The organism is Nocardia sp. NPDC058480 (genome assembly GCF_042720495.1).
In the GTDB taxonomy this organism is placed as follows: Bacteria; Actinomycetota; Actinomycetes; order Mycobacteriales; family Mycobacteriaceae; genus Nocardia.
The window spans coordinates 91613-106675 of the sequence record NZ_JBHXMN010000011.1; the positions used below are offsets into that span (position 1 = coordinate 91613).

12 protein-coding genes and 1 tRNA gene are annotated in these 15063 nt (G+C 67.9%); 11 read left to right on the forward strand and 2 right to left on the reverse strand.

Annotated features, from left to right (window positions below; genetic code table 11):
• Nucleotides 1–239 precede the first annotated feature (239 nt).
• The 7 genes from ssd (at nucleotide 240) to ACFWO8_RS23870 (ending at nucleotide 5541) form a co-directional block, all read left to right on the forward strand.
• Nucleotides 240–1583, forward strand: a complete 1344-nt coding sequence (gene ssd, locus ACFWO8_RS23840) for a septum site-determining protein Ssd (RefSeq protein WP_378961889.1) — start codon at nucleotides 240–242, stop codon at nucleotides 1581–1583.
• 11 nt (nucleotides 1584–1594) lie between these two features.
• Nucleotides 1595–2776, forward strand: a complete 1182-nt coding sequence (locus tag ACFWO8_RS23845; RefSeq protein WP_378962754.1) for a TadA family conjugal transfer-associated ATPase — start codon at nucleotides 1595–1597, stop codon at nucleotides 2774–2776.
• A 367-nt stretch (nucleotides 2777–3143) separates the two neighbouring features.
• Entirely contained in the window at nucleotides 3144–3722 is a 579-nt protein-coding gene (locus ACFWO8_RS23850) for a type II secretion system F family protein (RefSeq protein ID WP_378961899.1), read from the forward strand.
• A 177-nt stretch (nucleotides 3723–3899) separates the two neighbouring features.
• Nucleotides 3900–4517 carry a type II secretion system F family protein gene (locus ACFWO8_RS23855; protein WP_378961910.1) on the forward strand — a complete coding sequence of 206 codons (618 nt, stop codon included), beginning with the start codon at nucleotides 3900–3902 and terminating at the stop codon, nucleotides 4515–4517.
• A 72-nt stretch (nucleotides 4518–4589) separates the two neighbouring features.
• Nucleotides 4590–4799, forward strand: a complete 210-nt coding sequence (locus tag ACFWO8_RS23860) for a DUF4244 domain-containing protein (RefSeq protein WP_378961919.1) — start codon at nucleotides 4590–4592, stop codon at nucleotides 4797–4799.
• Nucleotides 4800–4840: 41 nt separating this feature from the next.
• On the forward strand, nucleotides 4841–5155 hold the full coding sequence (locus ACFWO8_RS23865) for a TadE family type IV pilus minor pilin (protein ID WP_378961931.1): 315 nt from the start codon (nucleotides 4841–4843) through the stop codon (nucleotides 5153–5155).
• Nucleotides 5152–5541 carry an Rv3654c family TadE-like protein gene (locus ACFWO8_RS23870; RefSeq protein ID WP_378961943.1) on the forward strand — a complete coding sequence of 130 codons (390 nt, stop codon included), beginning with the start codon at nucleotides 5152–5154 and terminating at the stop codon, nucleotides 5539–5541. Before ACFWO8_RS23865 ends, ACFWO8_RS23870 begins: the two co-directional genes overlap by 4 nt.
• A gap of 290 nt (nucleotides 5542–5831) precedes the next feature.
• Here ACFWO8_RS23870 and ACFWO8_RS23875 read toward each other — a convergent pair whose 3' ends face one another.
• Complete coding sequence (locus ACFWO8_RS23875; RefSeq protein WP_378961952.1) at nucleotides 5832–8222, reverse strand: DEAD/DEAH box helicase; 2391 nt, start codon at nucleotides 8220–8222, stop codon at nucleotides 5832–5834.
• A 435-nt stretch (nucleotides 8223–8657) separates the two neighbouring features.
• Here ACFWO8_RS23875 and ACFWO8_RS23880 point away from each other — a divergent pair, with 435 nt between their 5' ends.
• The 4 genes from ACFWO8_RS23880 (at nucleotide 8658) to ACFWO8_RS23895 (ending at nucleotide 13474) form a co-directional block, all read left to right on the forward strand.
• On the forward strand, nucleotides 8658–8864 hold the full coding sequence (locus ACFWO8_RS23880; protein ID WP_019044597.1) for a cold-shock protein: 207 nt from the start codon (nucleotides 8658–8660) through the stop codon (nucleotides 8862–8864).
• Between the two features lie 237 nt (nucleotides 8865–9101).
• A complete protein-coding gene (gene topA, locus ACFWO8_RS23885; RefSeq protein ID WP_378961974.1) occupies nucleotides 9102–12038 on the forward strand; it encodes a type I DNA topoisomerase in 2937 nt (978 codons plus the stop codon).
• Between the two features lie 102 nt (nucleotides 12039–12140).
• Nucleotides 12141–13340: a DNA polymerase III subunit delta' gene (locus tag ACFWO8_RS23890; RefSeq protein ID WP_378961980.1), complete on the forward strand. Its 1200-nt coding sequence runs from the start codon at nucleotides 12141–12143 to the stop codon at nucleotides 13338–13340.
• A gap of 58 nt (nucleotides 13341–13398) precedes the next feature.
• Nucleotides 13399–13474 (forward strand) — tRNA-Thr (locus tag ACFWO8_RS23895).
• A gap of 75 nt (nucleotides 13475–13549) precedes the next feature.
• Here ACFWO8_RS23895 and xerC read toward each other — a convergent pair.
• Nucleotides 13550–14836 (reverse strand): tyrosine recombinase XerC, encoded by a 1287-nt coding sequence (gene xerC, locus ACFWO8_RS23900; RefSeq protein ID WP_378961997.1) that lies wholly within the window; start codon nucleotides 14834–14836, stop codon nucleotides 13550–13552.
• Between the last annotated feature and the right edge of the window lie 227 nt (nucleotides 14837–15063).

Sequence of the window (15063 nt, forward strand, 5' to 3'; positions counted from 1 at the left end):
GCGAATGCTACTTGCGCCCGAACTAGGGAGTGGGTGTAGTATTGCTGGCACCTGGACTTAGTCCAGGCGCGTTCAGCCCGACCCCCCGGGGCTGAACCCGACGGCCCCAGCCTCCTCCCCCCCGGCTGGGGCCGTCCTCTATTTCGGGGACGATCGAAAAGTTCTCCACACCCCCGAGTTATCCACAATCGGCGTTTTCGGGGTGTTGACAACTTCCTCGCTCGGCGACGCTGAGTCGTATGAACCAAGCCCCGATGCGCAGCAGCTCCCCACACATCGCGCCCGCTCTCGTGCTCGTGCGTGACGATCGATTGCGTGCGGAGGTACGCCGGGTCGCGGCGGCCGCCGAGCGCGTCACCGACGAGCGGGTGATGCCTGTCGGCAGGCATGCGTGGGCAGGGGCCGGGATGGTGATCCTCGATACCGCCGCCGCTGTTGCCGCCGCTGTCGCCGGCTGCCCGCGGCGGGCGGGCGTCGTCCTGGTCACCGAGGGGGAACCGGCCGTGCCCGACTGGCAGGCGGCGACTGCGGTGGGTGCCGAACGGGTTGTCGCGCTGCCCTCGGGTGCGGTCGCGCTGGTCGAACAGTTCGCCGAACACGCTGAATCCCGCACGGGCGAAGGGATAGTCGTGGCGGTGGTGGGCGCGGGTGGTGGCGCCGGGGCATCCACGCTTGCCGCGGCTACCGCGCTGCGCGGGGCCGCGCGCCGCGTCCGTCGCGACACGGTGCTGATCGACGGTGCCCCGCTCGACGGCGGGATAGATCTGGTGTTGGGCATGGAGAATGTGCCAGGGCTGCGATGGCCCGACCTGATCATCGAGGACGGGCGGGTGTCCGCCGCGGCACTGCATAATGCGTTGCCCGCCGCGTCTCCCGGCTTGGCGGTGCTGTCCTGTGGGCGAGCGCGGCCAGGTGCCGCCGGGCCGGGTCGCTCGCCGACCGACCCGGCTGGACGCGCCGGGATCGGATATTCGCCGACCGGCTCGTCCCGCGCGGCCGAGCATGCGGTGAGCGGACACCCGATCGGGTCGGCGCCCGGGGATGGATGTGCGGGGATCGGCGGGTCGTCGATCGGGTCGATGCCCATGTCGGCGCGTGCGGGGATCGGATATGCGCCGACCGGGTCCGTGGCCGGGCGCCCGCGGACCGGATGGTCAGCCACCGAGCTGTCTCCCGCTGCTGTGCGCGCGGTCATCGAATCCGGTAGGGACGCAGGCGATCTTGTCGTCTGTGATGTCTCGGCCGAGCGTGGCCCCGCCGCCGACACGATGCTCGACGCCGCCGACCTGGTCGTCCTCATCGTCCCGGCGCGACTGCGCTCCATCGCCGCGGCCGAAGTCGTCTCGGCGTATCTGGGAGAACGAAACCCGAACCGCGGCTTGATAGTTCGTGGACCCGCGCCGGGCGGCCTGCGCGGTGCGGAAGTGGCCGAGTTGCTCGGGTTGCCGCTCCTGGCCGCGGTTCGAGGGCAAGCAGGCTTGGCGTCCCGCCTCGAACGCGGGGGTCTGAGCGTGCGCCGTCGCGGCCCTCTACGAGACGCCGCCGATGCGGTCCTCGCCATGGTCGGAGCTGACGTGCCATGACTACCTCCGGTATGACCACATTTGTCACCGTCGATCTCCTCGAACGGGTCCGTGAGCGACTCGCCGAACATCCGGGTGTCCCTGATGCCGCGCAACTGGCGGCCGCGATCCGCGCCGAAGCCGGCGGTGTGCTTGCCGATACCGACCTACTCCGGGCCCTGCGCCTGCTGCAGACCGAGATGACCGGGGCAGGGCTGCTCGAACCGCTGCTGCACGATCCTCGGGTCGCCGATGTGCTCGTCACCGGCCCGGATTCGGTGTGGGTCGACCGTGGCCGCGGGCTGGAGTCGACCGATGTGCGGTTCGCCGACGAGGCAGCTGTTCGCCGCCTCGCCCAGCGTCTCGCCCTAGCCGCGGGCCGCCGCCTCGACGATGCTCAACCCTGGGTCGACGGCAAACTCGCGGGAACCGAAGCCACGCTGGGCGATGCGTTCGGCGTCCGGCTCCACGCCGTCCTCGCCCCTGTCGCCCACGACGGCACCTGCCTATCCCTTCGCATCCTCCGACCCGCGACTCAGGGTCTCGACGCGCTGGCCGCCGCCGGCTCGATTCCACCGGATGCCCGCCGACTGCTCGGCGACATCGTCCGCGCCCGGCTCGCATTCCTCGTCGTAGGTGGTACCGGCGCGGGAAAAACTACGCTCCTCTCTGCCCTGCTCGCCGCGGTAGACCCGGCCGAACGGATCATCTGCGTCGAGGATGCCGCCGAGCTGGCCCCCGTTCATCCCCATGTCGTGCGCCTGGTCGCACGGACCGCGAATGTCGAAGGTGTTGGCGCGGTTACGGTCCGCGATCTGGTCCGCCAGGCCTTGCGAATGCGGCCCGACCGGATTGTCGTCGGCGAGGTCCGCGGTGCCGAAGTGGTCGACCTGCTGACCGCGCTCAACACCGGCCACGATGGCGGTGCAGGCACCGTCCACGCCAACTCGCCCCAGGAAGTCCCCGCCCGGCTGGAAGCATTGGCGGCCCTCGGCGGCATGGACCGCGCCGCCCTGCACAGCCAACTGGCCGCCGCGGTCCAGGTAGTCCTCCATGTCCACCGCCGCTCCGACGGAACCCGTGCCCTCCGCGAAATCGGCATCCTCCACCGTGATTCCGACGGCGTCCACATCACCCCGGCCTGGCGGTCGGACAGCCACCCCACCCCCGCGGCCGCCGAACTCCAACGGCTACTCGAGGTGCGCCTCGGATGAGCGATCTCATTGTGGAGATGGTGGTTTCACCGCCGGATCGGCGCCCACACGACCGAATCGGATCGGTGGGCGCGGGGACTTGTTGGTTGGACCTCCGCTCGACGCGGTCGGCGAGTGGTGACCGAGCAGCAGGTTTCGTCTCGAGGAAGGTGAGCTCGTGGGTAGTGCGTTGCTCTGTTGTGCGGTTGCGGTTCTCGTGCTTCCAGTGGCAGGCGGGCAGCGGCGCTTCGCCCGGCTGTTCGGCGCGGGCGGGAGTAGCGCACCGAGCCGGGTGCCTGTGGAGTGGTGTGCAGGAATCGGATTGGGGTGCACGGCGTTCATGTTCGGCCCTGGCGTCGGCCTGGCAGCTCTCCTGCTGGGAGTCACTGTGGCAGCGCGGAAGCGGCGCGGTCGTGGTGACCGCGACCGACGCCGTGAATGTGGATACCTACTGGCCGGCCTCGAAGCCGTGGTCGGCGAGCTCCGAGTCGGCGCCCACCCGAGCGCGGCGGCGGAATCCGCCGCAGGCGAGTCGCGCGGCGAAGCCGCACGCGTACTGGCGACCAGCGCTGGCCGCAGCCGCCTCGGTGGCTCCGGCGCCGACGGCTGGGTGCAAGCGGATTCGATTGTCGCCGAAGAACTGTCGAGGGTCGCCGCCGCCTGGCGAGTAGCCGAAGAACACGGCCTGGCCCTGGCAGAGCTGCTCTCGGCCGCCAGATCAGACCTGCTCGGCCGCGTTCGCTTCCGAGACCGCACCGAAGCCGCCCTCGCCGGCGCCCGCGCATCGGCTACCGTCCTGGCCTGCCTCCCCGTGGTAGGCATCGGCCTAGGTCAACTGATGGGCGCCGCCCCGCTCACCATCCTGTTCACAGCTCCGGCCGGCGAGCTACTGCTCCCACTGGGCGCGGCCCTGGCCTGCTGTGGACTGCTGTGGACAGATGTCATCACCCGCAAGAGCACGGCCTGACCCACATCGCAGCACGGTCGAACGGTTGGCAGAAGTGGCCGTCGACCCGACTGCCTGTGGACAGATGTGAACACCCCGACAAGACCACAGGCTGACCGCGAGGTGCCGGCGGGTCGGCCCGGATCGGGTGTGGACAGGTGTGGATCAAACTTCGAGGAGGGGATTGCTGTGCAGGGGATGGTTGGTGCTGCGCCGGCGGCGTTGTTGGTCGCCGCGGTGGCGATCATGTTGTTGCCCGGGCGGGTTGCCGTCAGCCGACGGGTGCGTGCGCTCGGACCGCCAGCAGTTGGTGCGTCCGGCGCGACCGGCGGCGCCGCGAAGGTCGATCCGCTCGGGTCTGCGTCCGCCTTCGATCTGCTGGCCGCTTGTCTACGCGCGGGACTGCCGATGGCCGCGGCCGCGCGCGCGAGCGCGCCGACAGCGCCGCCGGTTCTTCGGGCCGCATTGCTCAGGGCCGCAGACCTTCTCGCGCTGGGCGCCGACCCGGCGACGGCTTGGGAGCGGGCGGCCGCGGATGCCGTCGGGTCGGTCGGCGCCGACGAGGTGGAGTCGCTGGCCAGAATGGCACGCCGTTCGGCCCGCTCCGGCGCCTCGCTGGCAGCGGCGATCGGCGAACTGGCCACGCAGCGCCGCGAAGTCGTGGAAGACGCCGCCGTCGCGCGCGCCGAACGCGCGGGCGTGCTGATCGGCGGCCCGCTCGGCCTGTGCTTCCTGCCCGCTTTCGTCTGTCTCGGCATCGTCCCGGTCGTCATCGGCCTGGCGGACCGAGTGCTCGGCGCGGGCGGCCTGCTGTGACCGGCCTCGACGAGGCCACCGAATCTTCACCGTGCGGAGCAGCCGCGCGGTGCAACCAGAGAGGGGATCACGATGACGTTCGTCCACGCGGTATACACGGGGGCCCGCACCCGATTCACACGTCTGCTGATCGACGACGACGGCATGTCCACGGCAGAATACGCAATCGGCACCATCGCCGCGGCGGCCTTCGGGGCAGTGCTCTATGGGGTCGTCACCGGGGACAGCATTGTCAACGCGCTGACCGGCATCATCGACAAGGCGCTCAACACGAGCGTGTAAATCGCTGCGACACAAGCATTCTCGGTGCCGATGCGGGCGCGGTGACGGTCGAGGCCGCCATCGCCCTCGCGGCCTTGGTGTGCGCCGTGGCCCTGTGCGTCGGCGCCCTCCTCGCCGGATCCACCCAGGTCCGCTGCACCGACGCGGCTCGCGAGACCGCCCGGTTGGCCGCCCGCGGTGACACTGCGCGGGCGATCACCGCGGGCAAGACCGTCGCCCCGCCGGGCGCGACCGTCGAGCTTCGCACCGAAGGAGATCGAGTCGTAGCCACTGTCGCCGCGAACACCCCACTGCTCCCTGGCCTGCGCCTTCGCGCCGAAGCCGTAGCCGTCACCGAGCCGGGAGTGCGACCGTGACGGCAAGGTGCGACAGGTCGGCGTGGCGTGGGCTGGCTGGGGATGAGGGCGGGGCGACGGTGTTCGTGTGTGTGGCGTTGGCTGGGTTGATCTGTCTGACGTTGCTGGTGGGGCAAGTGGGTGGGGTGGTGGTGGCTCGGCATCAGGCGCAGGGGGCCGCTGATCTGGGGGCGTTGGCCGCGGCGGGGGTGTTGGCGCAGGGCGCGGAGTCGGGATGTGGGGAGGCCGGGGAGATCGCTCGGCGGATGGGGGTTCGGGTGCGGCGATGCGTGGTCGCGCAGTGGGATGTTGTTGTCGATGTCGAGGCGAATGTGTCGGCGGGAGTGTTCGGCGTGCGCACTGTACGGGCTTCGGCACGGGCGGGTCCGGTAGAAGAGAATGCGTGACGCGGAAGTGTTATCACTGGTCGGTGGTTGTTCCGCGCCGAACCAATTCGGAATTCAGTGCCAAGCCCGTTTGCGCATTCTTTGATCTCGCCCAGAAAAAAATGAAAAGTATTGGTGTGGCGGTACCGGCGGTTCCAGTTGGCTATGGGCCAGTTAATAGAAAAGTGGTCCTTTTTAATCGGACATCGAGTGCCCGTGGACATATCGCCGCTGGTCAACGCTAATTCGGACGAGTGACCAGCATTCTTTGAGTGAGGTGTATCGGCGGTCACGTGGCGTGCACACGGACATCACGACTCCGCGGGCTGGTCAGCATGGGCCCGAAGCTCGCGGAGAACGGCGGCCAGCAAGCGTCCGGCGGCGTCCTTGTCCAGGGGGTTGTTGCCGTTGCCGCACTTGGGCGACTGCACACACGAGGGACATCCGTCCTGGCACGCACAGCTGCGGATCACGCTCAATGTGGCGGCCAACCAGTCTGTGAGCTGGGCGAATCCACGTTCGGCGAAGCCGGCGCCGCCGGGCTGCCCGTCGTAGACGAACACCGTCGGCGCACCTGTATCGGGATGCTCGGCGATGGAGACGCCGCCGATGTCCCACCGGTCGCAGCCCGCGACGAGGGGCAACATGCCGATGGCCGCATGCTCGGCCGCGTGCAATGCGCCGGGCAGCTGTTCGTCGGCGATGTCGGCGGCGGCGAGCAGGCGAGGCGTGACGGTATATAGGACAGCCTTGGTGTGGAGCGTGTGCGCGGGCAGATCGAGCTCCACCTGGTCGAGCACCTCACCGGTCACCAGCGTTCGCAGGTAGCCGACAACCTGGTTGGTGACCGCGACCTGCGCGGATGCCGCGGTGACCGCGCCGAGCACGCGCTCCTCGATCACCCCTTCGACGGTGATCGAGGTGATCTGCCGGGAGCTGGTGGTGAAGCCGGGATCCACCTCGTTGACGAACGCGACACCACCTTCGAGGTCGAGTTCGTCGACGAGATAGGTCTCGCCCTGGTGCAGATGGACAGCCCCGGTGTGCAGGGTGGCCGGGGCCCGGCCCGCGTCGGCGGTGCCGAGCAGGCGTCCGGTTTCGGCGTCGACGATCGCGACCGGCGAGCCGAGCCCACCGCGCACATCCACGTCGTCGTGCGGGTGGGTGTGCGCAGTGACATGCCATCGAGGACCTGCGGCACGGGTGCTCGGCCTGCGCCGGATCAAGCCCTGTTCGGCCAGGTCGGCAAGTACTGCATCGGCCATGAGCTCGCTCACCTCGATCTCGGTGAGCGGCAGTTCCATCGCGGCGCACAGCAGTTGGGGGCCGAGGATATAGGGGTTGTAGGGGTCGGTGATGGTGGCCTCGATCGGCCGGTCGAGCAGCGCTTCCGGGTGATGCACCAGGTAGGTGTCGAGCGGGTCGTCGGTAGCCACGAGCACCACCAGCGAACCCTGCAACCGCCTGCCCGCCCGCCCAGCCTGCTGCCAGAACGAGGCGACCGTCCCGGGAAAACCGGCGATGACCACGGCATCAAGGCCCGCGATGTCGACGCCGAGTTCGAGGGCGTTGGTACTGGCCGCGCCGAGCAATGTCCCCTGCGACAGCGACTGCTCGAGCTCGCGCCGGTCTTCTGCCAGATATCCCGCCCGATAGGCGGCAACCCGTTCCTGCAGTTCGGGGGCGGTTTCAGCGAGGACGCGCCGGGCATCCAGTGCGATCAGTTCAGCGCCGCGCCGCGAGCGAACGAAGGTGAGCGTCCTGGCGCCCTCGGTGACCAGGGCCGCCATGATCTTGGCCGCCTCGCTGGTAGCGGTGCGTCGAACCGGCGCCCCGTTCTCCCCGGTCTGCATCGCACTCAGCGGCGGTTCCCACAGCGCGACAGTGCGGGCACCGCGCGGCGAGCCGTCCTCGGTGACGGCGACGACCGGCGCCCCGATCAGCCTGCTCGCCGACGCGGCCGGATCGGCACTGGTGGCCGAGCACAGGATGAACACCGGATCGGCGCCGTAGAACCGCGCGAGCCGGCGCAGCCTGCGCAGCACCAGCGCGACATGCGAACCGAACACTCCTCTATATGCGTGGCATTCGTCGACGACCACATACCGCAGGTTGCGCAGCACCCGCGCCCAGCGCTGATGCGAGCGCAGAATCCCGACGTGCAGCATGTCGGGATTGGTGAAGATCCAGCGTGCGTTGGCCCGCACCCACTGCCTGACCTCGGCGGGAGTGTCGCCGTCATAGCTCGCCGGATGCGCCTCCCGCAGCGGATTGTCATGGATCAGGCTGCCGACGGCGCGCAGCTGATCGGCGCCGAGCGCCTTGGTGGGGGAGAGGTACAGCGCGGTGGCGCGCGGGTCCTCGTGCAGCGCGGTGAGCACCGGCAACTGGTATCCGAGCGATTTCCCTGACGCGGTCCCCGTGCTCACCACCACGTGGTTCCCGGTCGCCGCGAGATCGGCTGTGCGGGTCTGGTGTTCCCACGGCAGCTCGATCCCCTGCGCGTCCAGGGCTGTGACCAGCTCCGATGGCACCCATTCCGGCCATGCGGTGGTGCTCGCGCGCTGTGCGGGCAGCTCCGCCACATGGGTCAGGGGGTTGCCGCCGACAGCCGCTTCGGCCAGGACACGATTCAGCAACGATCGCCCGTAGCTCTCGCTCGTTTCGTGCTCTCGGACCCCGGTCCGGTCGGTCGGATTCATCCAGTCCTCCTCTCACGCGACACGAGAAGTGTGAAACGTGTGTGTGCGCCAACCACTACCTGGGATTTCGTAACCCAGTAGCGATCTGGGTCACAGCAAGTTTGCTAGAAGCTCACTCGGTTATCTAGAAGCAAACAGACCGAAAGTACGGATACACCCAATCTGTCCCTTACCTGCACATTCGCAAGATCAGGAATTTTGCAAATAGTCGGTAACTCGACTGTCGAATTGCGCAGAGACATGGTTCATTGGGTCTCGGTCGCAAGCTTCTGTGTTCGAGGGACGGATCCAAGGTCCAAACCATCAGCAGGATCGTTGTTGCGAACGCCGTGCTCAGGATTTCCTTGCAGGGGGACCAACGGTACAGCGGTCGGAACGGGCCCGGTGGACGAACCCAGTTGTCCGCCGTTTCCGGTAGAAAGAGAAGGAAACAGAATGGCACAGGGAACTGTGAAGTGGTTCAACGCGGAGAAGGGGTTCGGCTTCATCGCGCCCGAGGACGGCTCAGCTGACGTCTTCGTCCACTACTCGGAGATCCAGGGCACGGGCTTCCGTACCCTCGAGGAAAACCAGAAGGTCGAATTCGAGGTCGGCCAGGGCACCAAGGGCCCCCAGGCTACCGGCGTTCGCGCGCTCTCCTGAGCTGCGAAACACAACAACGCCTCATCCCCCTCCTCCGCATGCGGAGGAGGGGGATGAGTCATTTCCGGGTAGCATCGCCCAGGACAGCGCCCGCGACGGCAACCGCCGCAAATGCCTCTACCCCCAGTGCGCAGGGTATAAACGTCACTGATAGTGATGTCCGAACATCACTATCAGCCCCAGCCGCGCACCGAGCGGACCTCCCGACGCGCGGATCAAGAAGGAAGGTGTTCGCCGGTGGCAACACGAGACCGCAGTTCAGCCGACCAGGGCCGACCCCTGCGTCGTCTCGTGATCGTCGAGTCGCCGACGAAGGCCCGCAAGATCGCGCCCTATCTGGGCCGTAACTACACCGTCGAGGCCTCGGTGGGCCACATCCGCGACTTGCCGCGCGGTGCCGCCGACGTGCCTGCCAAATACAAGGGGCAGTCGTGGGCGCGCCTCGGTGTCGACGTCGATCACGACTTCGAGCCGATCTATGTGGTGAACCCGGATAAGAAGGCCAAGGTCGCCGAGCTCAAGAGCTTGCTGGCCGACGCCGACGAGCTCTACCTCGCCACCGACCCCGACCGCGAGGGCGAGGCGATCGCCTGGCACCTGCTCGAAACACTCAAGCCGAAGGTCCCGGTTCGCCGGATGGTCTTCCACGAGATCACCGAGCCCGCCATCCTCGCCGCCGCGGCCGACACGCGCGAGCTCGATAACGACCTGGTCGACGCGCAGGAAACCCGCCGCATCCTGGACCGCCTCTACGGCTACGAAGTCTCCCCGGTGCTGTGGAAGAAGGTGATGCCGCGGCTGTCCGCCGGTCGCGTGCAGTCCGTCGCCACCCGGGTGATCGTGCAGCGTGAGCGTGAGCGCATCGCGTTCCGCTCCGCCGGGTACTGGGATATCGCCGCCAAGCTCGACGCCGGTCCCGACGAGAAGTCCGATTCGACCAACCCGCGCACGTTCGGCGCGCGGCTTGTGCAGGTGCAGGGCGACCGGGTCGCCTCCGGTCGTGACTTCGGTTCCGACGGTCAGCTCAAGTCGGCCACCGGTGTCGTCGTGCTCGACGAGGCCTACGCCCGCAGGCTGGCCGAGGCGCTCGACGGTGCCGCCCTCGAGGTGAGCTCGGCCGAGGCCAAGCCGTACACGCGCAAGCCGTATCCGCCGTTCATGACTTCCACGTTGCAGCAGGAAGCGGGCCGCAAGCTGCGGTTCACCTCCGAGCGCACGATGCGGGTCGCACAGCGGCTGTACGAAAACGGCTACATCACCTACATGCGTACCGACTCCACGACACTGTCGGAGTCGGCCATCGCGGCGGCTCGCTCGCAGGCGACCCAGCTCTACGGCGCGGAGTACGTCTCGCCCTCGCCGCGCCAGTACACCCGCAAGGTCAAGAACGCGCAGGAGGCACACGAGGCGATCCGTCCCTCGGGTGACACGTTCATGACGCCCGGCCAGCTGGCCTCGAAGGTCGACAACGACGAGTTCAAGCTCTACGAGATGATCTGGCAGCGCACGGTCGCCTCGCAGATGGTCGACGCGCGCGGCACCACGCTGACCCTGCGCATCACCGGCACCGCGGGGACCGGCGAGGAGTGCGTGTTCTCGTCCTCGGGTCGCACCATCACCTTCGCCGGGTTCCTCAAGGCCTATGTCGAGAGTGTGGACGAGGAGGCGGGCGGCCAGTCCGACGACGCCGAATCTCGTTTGCCCGCACTGGAAGAGGGCCAGAGCGTCACCGCCGTCGAGCTCACCCCCGACGGCCACAGCACCAACCCGCCCGCTCGCTACACCGAAGCCTCGCTGATCAAGACGCTGGAAGACCTCGGCATCGGCCGTCCGTCGACCTACTCCTCGATCATCAAGACGATCCTCGATCGTGGGTACGTCTACAAACGCGGCAGCGCGCTGGCTCCGGCCTGGGTGGCGTTCGCGGTGATCGGTCTGCTCGAGGCCTACTTCGGACGACTCGTCGACTTCGACTTCACCGCCGCGATGGAAGACGACCTCGACGCGATCGCCGGTGGGCGCGAGCAGCGTGGAAACTGGTTGTCCAGCTTCTACTTCGGTGGCGATCACGGTGCCGAGGGTTCGGTCGCGCGTTCGGGCGGCCTCAAGAACATGGTCTCCGTGCAGCTCGACGACATCGACGCGCGCGAAGTGAACTCGATCAAGATGTTCGTCGACGAAGAGGGCCGCGATGTCGTGGTCCGCGTCGGCCGGTTCGGTCCCTATCTCGAGCGGATGGTCATCAATCCTGATGACCCCGAAGGTGATCGGATCTCGCAGCGGGCGAACCTGCCCGACGATCTGCCGCCGGACGAGCTGACGCCCGAGGTCGCCGAGAAGCTGTTCTCGACGCCGCAGGAGGGTCGTTCGCTCGGCGTCGACCCGGTATCGGGGAACGAAATCGTCGCCAAGGAAGGACGTTTCGGCCCGTACGTCACCGAAGTACTGCCGGAACCGCCCGCACCCGACCCGGACGCGGCGCCGGCGAAGAAGACCAAGAAGGCCGCGGAGGTCAAGCCGCGCACCGGTTCGCTGTTCAAGTCGATGGACCTCGCCGAGATCACCCTCGACGACGCGCTGATGTTGCTCTCGCTGCCCCGGGTGGTCGGCAACGATCCCACCTCGGGCGAGGAGATCACCGCGCAGAACGGCCGCTACGGCCCGTATCTGAAGAAGGGCACCGACTCCCGTTCGCTGGCGACCGAGGATCAGCTGTTTTCGGTCACCCTCGAGGAGGCGCTGAAGCTCTACGCCGAGCCCAAGCGTCGCGGACGTCAGGCCTCGGCGGCGGCACCGCTGCGTGAGCTGGGCAACGACTCCGCCACGGACAAGCCGATGGTGATCAAGGACGGCCGTTTCGGCCCGTACGTCACCGACGGCGAGACCAACGCCAGCCTGCGCAAGGGCGACGAGGTCGAGTCGATCACCGACGAGCGCGCCTCCGAATTGCTTGCCGATCGCCGGGCGCGTGGTCCGGTGAAGAAGGCGGCGAAGAAGACGACCGCGAAGAAGGCGGCCAAGAAGGCGCCCGCCAAGAAGACGGCGGCGAAGTCGACCGCGACGAAGACGGCCACCAAGACCGCGGCCAAGAAGACGACCGCGAAGAAGACGGCCGCCAAGAAGGTTCCGGCCAAGAAGGCTCCGGCGAAATCCACTGGGACAGAACAGGATTGACCGCTTTGCGGTGGCGGCACCCGTTATCTCGAAGCGGGGTTCAGGGATGTCGGGTCCAGCCGTCCGGTAATCCTGTCGGACCGCGCGGCTAGGGTGTAGCGCGTGGCAGGTGTCTTCGATCGACTGGTCGGCCAGGACGTGGTCGAGACCGAGCTGGCCGCTGCCGCGAAGGCGGCGCGGGCCGGTGTGGTCACCGGGGCGATGACGCATTCGTGGCTGTTCACCGGGCCGCCCGGTTCGGGGAGGTCCGTCGCGGCGCTGTGTTTCGCGGCGGCACTACAGTGCACCGATCCCGGCATCGTCGGCTGCGGCAAGTGTCACGCCTGCACCACGACGATGGCCGGTACCCACGGTGACGTGCGGCGCATCATCCCCGAGGGTCTGAGCATCAGCACCAAGGAGATGCGGGCGATCGTGCAGATCGCGGCCCGTCGCCCGAGTACCGGTCGCTGGCAGGTCGTGGTCGTCGAAGACGCCGACCGCCTCACCGAGGGTGCTGCCAATGCGCTGCTCAAGGTGGTCGAAGAGCCACCGGACCGCACCGTCTTCCTGCTGTGCGCGCCGACCGTCGACCCCGAGGACATCTCCGTCACCCTGCGCTCGCGCTGCAGGCATGTGCACCTCGTGACCCCGACCGTCACCGCTATCGCACAGGTCCTGCGCGATAGCGATCAGCTCGACGCGAAAACCGCCGACTGGGCGGCTTCGGTCAGCGGCGGGCACGTCGGCCGCGCCCGCCGCCTCGCCACCGACGAAGACGCCCGCCAACGACGCAAGCGCGCTCTCGCGCTGGTCACCGCGACCGAACGCCCCGGCGCCGCCTACGCCGCCGCCGACGAGCTGGTGAAATCCGCCGACGACGAAGCCAAACTGATGAGCGCCGACCGCGACGACCGCGAACGCGATGAACTCGCCACCGCCCTCGGCGCGGGCGGCACCGGCAAGGGCTCCGCCTCGGCCACCCGCGGTTCGGCCGGTGTTCTCAAAGACCTCGAACGCCGTCAGAAATCCCGCGCCACCCGCACCGGCCGCGACGCACTCGACCGCGCCCTCATCGACATCGCGGGCATGTACCGTGATGCCCTTGCCATGCGCTTCGCGGGCCGCGGCACCCCCATCACCCTCACCCACCCCGACATGGCAGGCGAGATCACCGACCTCGCCACCAACGTCCGCCCCGAAGGCCTCCTCCGCAGCATCGACGCCGTCCTTGCCTGCCGCGAAGCCCTCGACCTGAACGTGAAACCCCGCTTCGCCATCGCCGCCATGGTCGCCACCCTCATCACCGCCCGCACCACCTGACCACCCGTTTTCGCGTTCTACCGGTTCCCGCGATAGACTCGCGTCGCCGAAATGGCACGCCGCCTTAGCTCAGTCGGTAGAGCGCTTCACTCGTAATGAAAAGGTCGCGAGTTCGATTCTCGCAGGCGGCTCCACAAGTCCAGGTCAGGGCGGGTATCCGGGATGAACCCCGGTGCCCGCCCTGAGCTGATTTCCCAACTAATTCCCAACTAACTGCTTTCACCAGACACCGCGCGGTGCAGCACGTCGGCAGCCGCTTCGTGAGTTCGCCCACGTGCCATGTAGTGCCGCTGAGTCATCGCCGGATCGACATGCCCGAGCACGTCAGCGGTGACACGGGCGGACAGCCCAGCATCGTCGAGGATGGTGGCGACCGCGTGGCGGAAACTGTGCGGAACGATGTCGTCGGGCAAGCCGATCGCCTCCCGAACCCGCCGCCACTCAGCCGCCACGTTGTTGGGATCACGCAACGTCCACACAGCCGATGGGAACACCAGATCCCACTTCTCGGCGTCTGCCCCCGGATCGGGCGGCGACGCCAGCCGACGCGCGGCGAGGACCGGTTTGCGACGTTTGAGCATCTCGACCGCGAAAGGTGGCAAAGCGATCTTGCCGCCACGGTTCTTCGGATCGTCCTCGATCTCCTCCCGGATCAGGCCCTTCCCCGGTATGCGAAGCACCTTCCCGGTAGTGCGCAACGTTCGACGGTCGATATCGATGTCGGACCACAGCAAGCCAACCACCTGTGAACGGCGAAGTGCCGAGCCAGCCAGCAAGGTGACAAGGTCGGCCAGGTCGGCGCTTTCGCAGTACTCGGCGACGGTCGGCGGGCGGTACGCCTTGACCGGAGTCTCACGGCTCCGTTCCGCCCGCGACAGTTTGCGAGGGCAAGGGAGGGCTGACGTACGCACCGCCGCCAGGATGAAACGCAGGTCATCGACGCTCAAATCCCCCGCGCCGCCGGTACGTCCCTTCGGCGCGATGTTCTTGGGCATCTGTGATTCACGCACCGGGTTGACGGCAATCGCGTCCTTGCGCACCGCGTAGCGGAACATGCCGGACAGGACGTTGCGCGCAACTCGCATCGTCGCAGGTCCTCTGGCATGGCCAACCTCGGTCAGGAACGCCTCAACTGCCGAAGTCTTGACTTCCAGAAGGCCACGCCCACCAAAGGCCGTATCGAACATGGCTGCCGCGTCGTCGTAGCGGTCGAGCGTATTGCCCGCGCGCTCCTGCTCGACCAGGTGCTTCCGGTAGAGAACCCACAGCTGCCGAACCTTTGTCGACGCTGACAACTCGCCACCCAGATCGACGCGGATAGCCGCCGCAGCGGCCAGCACAGCGTCCAACGCGCGCTGCCCAGTGCGGTCTGGCACCGGTCGTCCCCGTGCGTCCAGCTTGAGGGGAGAGACGCGAGCGAGGTCCCGCCGTCGCCCCGAAGCGTCCCGCACCAGAACGCGAGCGGACCAATGCCCAGGTGACAACTCGGTGAGCATCGGCTTACCCGCGACGCCCAGCGGACGGGCAGGACGGCCGCGACTCATACCGACCCGCCGATGCTCAATCCTCGAGTCCCTCCAGTGCAGCGTCCAGAGCGTCTAGATCCCAACGGAAGTCCTTTCCGAGTCTCTTCGGCCGGGGAAGCCACGGATGCTTGTCCCGTTGCCGAGCCCACCGCCGCAGCACCTCCGGATGAATGCGAATGTGCGCAGCGGCGACTTTG

Excerpts from the sequence above, each read along its gene's own strand:
- ACFWO8_RS23855 (WP_378961910.1), top strand. The coding sequence starts at position 3,900 with ATGGTTGGTGCTGCGCCGGCGGCGTTGTTGGTCGCCGCGGTGGCGATC.
- ACFWO8_RS23845 (WP_378962754.1), top strand. The coding sequence starts at position 1,595 with ATGACCACATTTGTCACCGTCGATCTCCTCGAACGGGTCCGTGAGCGA.
- xerC (WP_378961997.1), bottom strand. The coding sequence starts at position 14,836 with ATGCTCACCGAGTTGTCACCTGGGCATTGGTCCGCTCGCGTTCTGGTG.
- ssd (WP_378961889.1), top strand. The coding sequence starts at position 240 with ATGAACCAAGCCCCGATGCGCAGCAGCTCCCCACACATCGCGCCCGCT.
- ACFWO8_RS23860 (WP_378961919.1), top strand. The coding sequence starts at position 4,590 with ATGACGTTCGTCCACGCGGTATACACGGGGGCCCGCACCCGATTCACA.
- ACFWO8_RS23880 (WP_019044597.1), top strand. The coding sequence starts at position 8,658 with ATGGCACAGGGAACTGTGAAGTGGTTCAACGCGGAGAAGGGGTTCGGC.
- ACFWO8_RS23875 (WP_378961952.1), bottom strand. The coding sequence starts at position 8,222 with ATGAATCCGACCGACCGGACCGGGGTCCGAGAGCACGAAACGAGCGAG.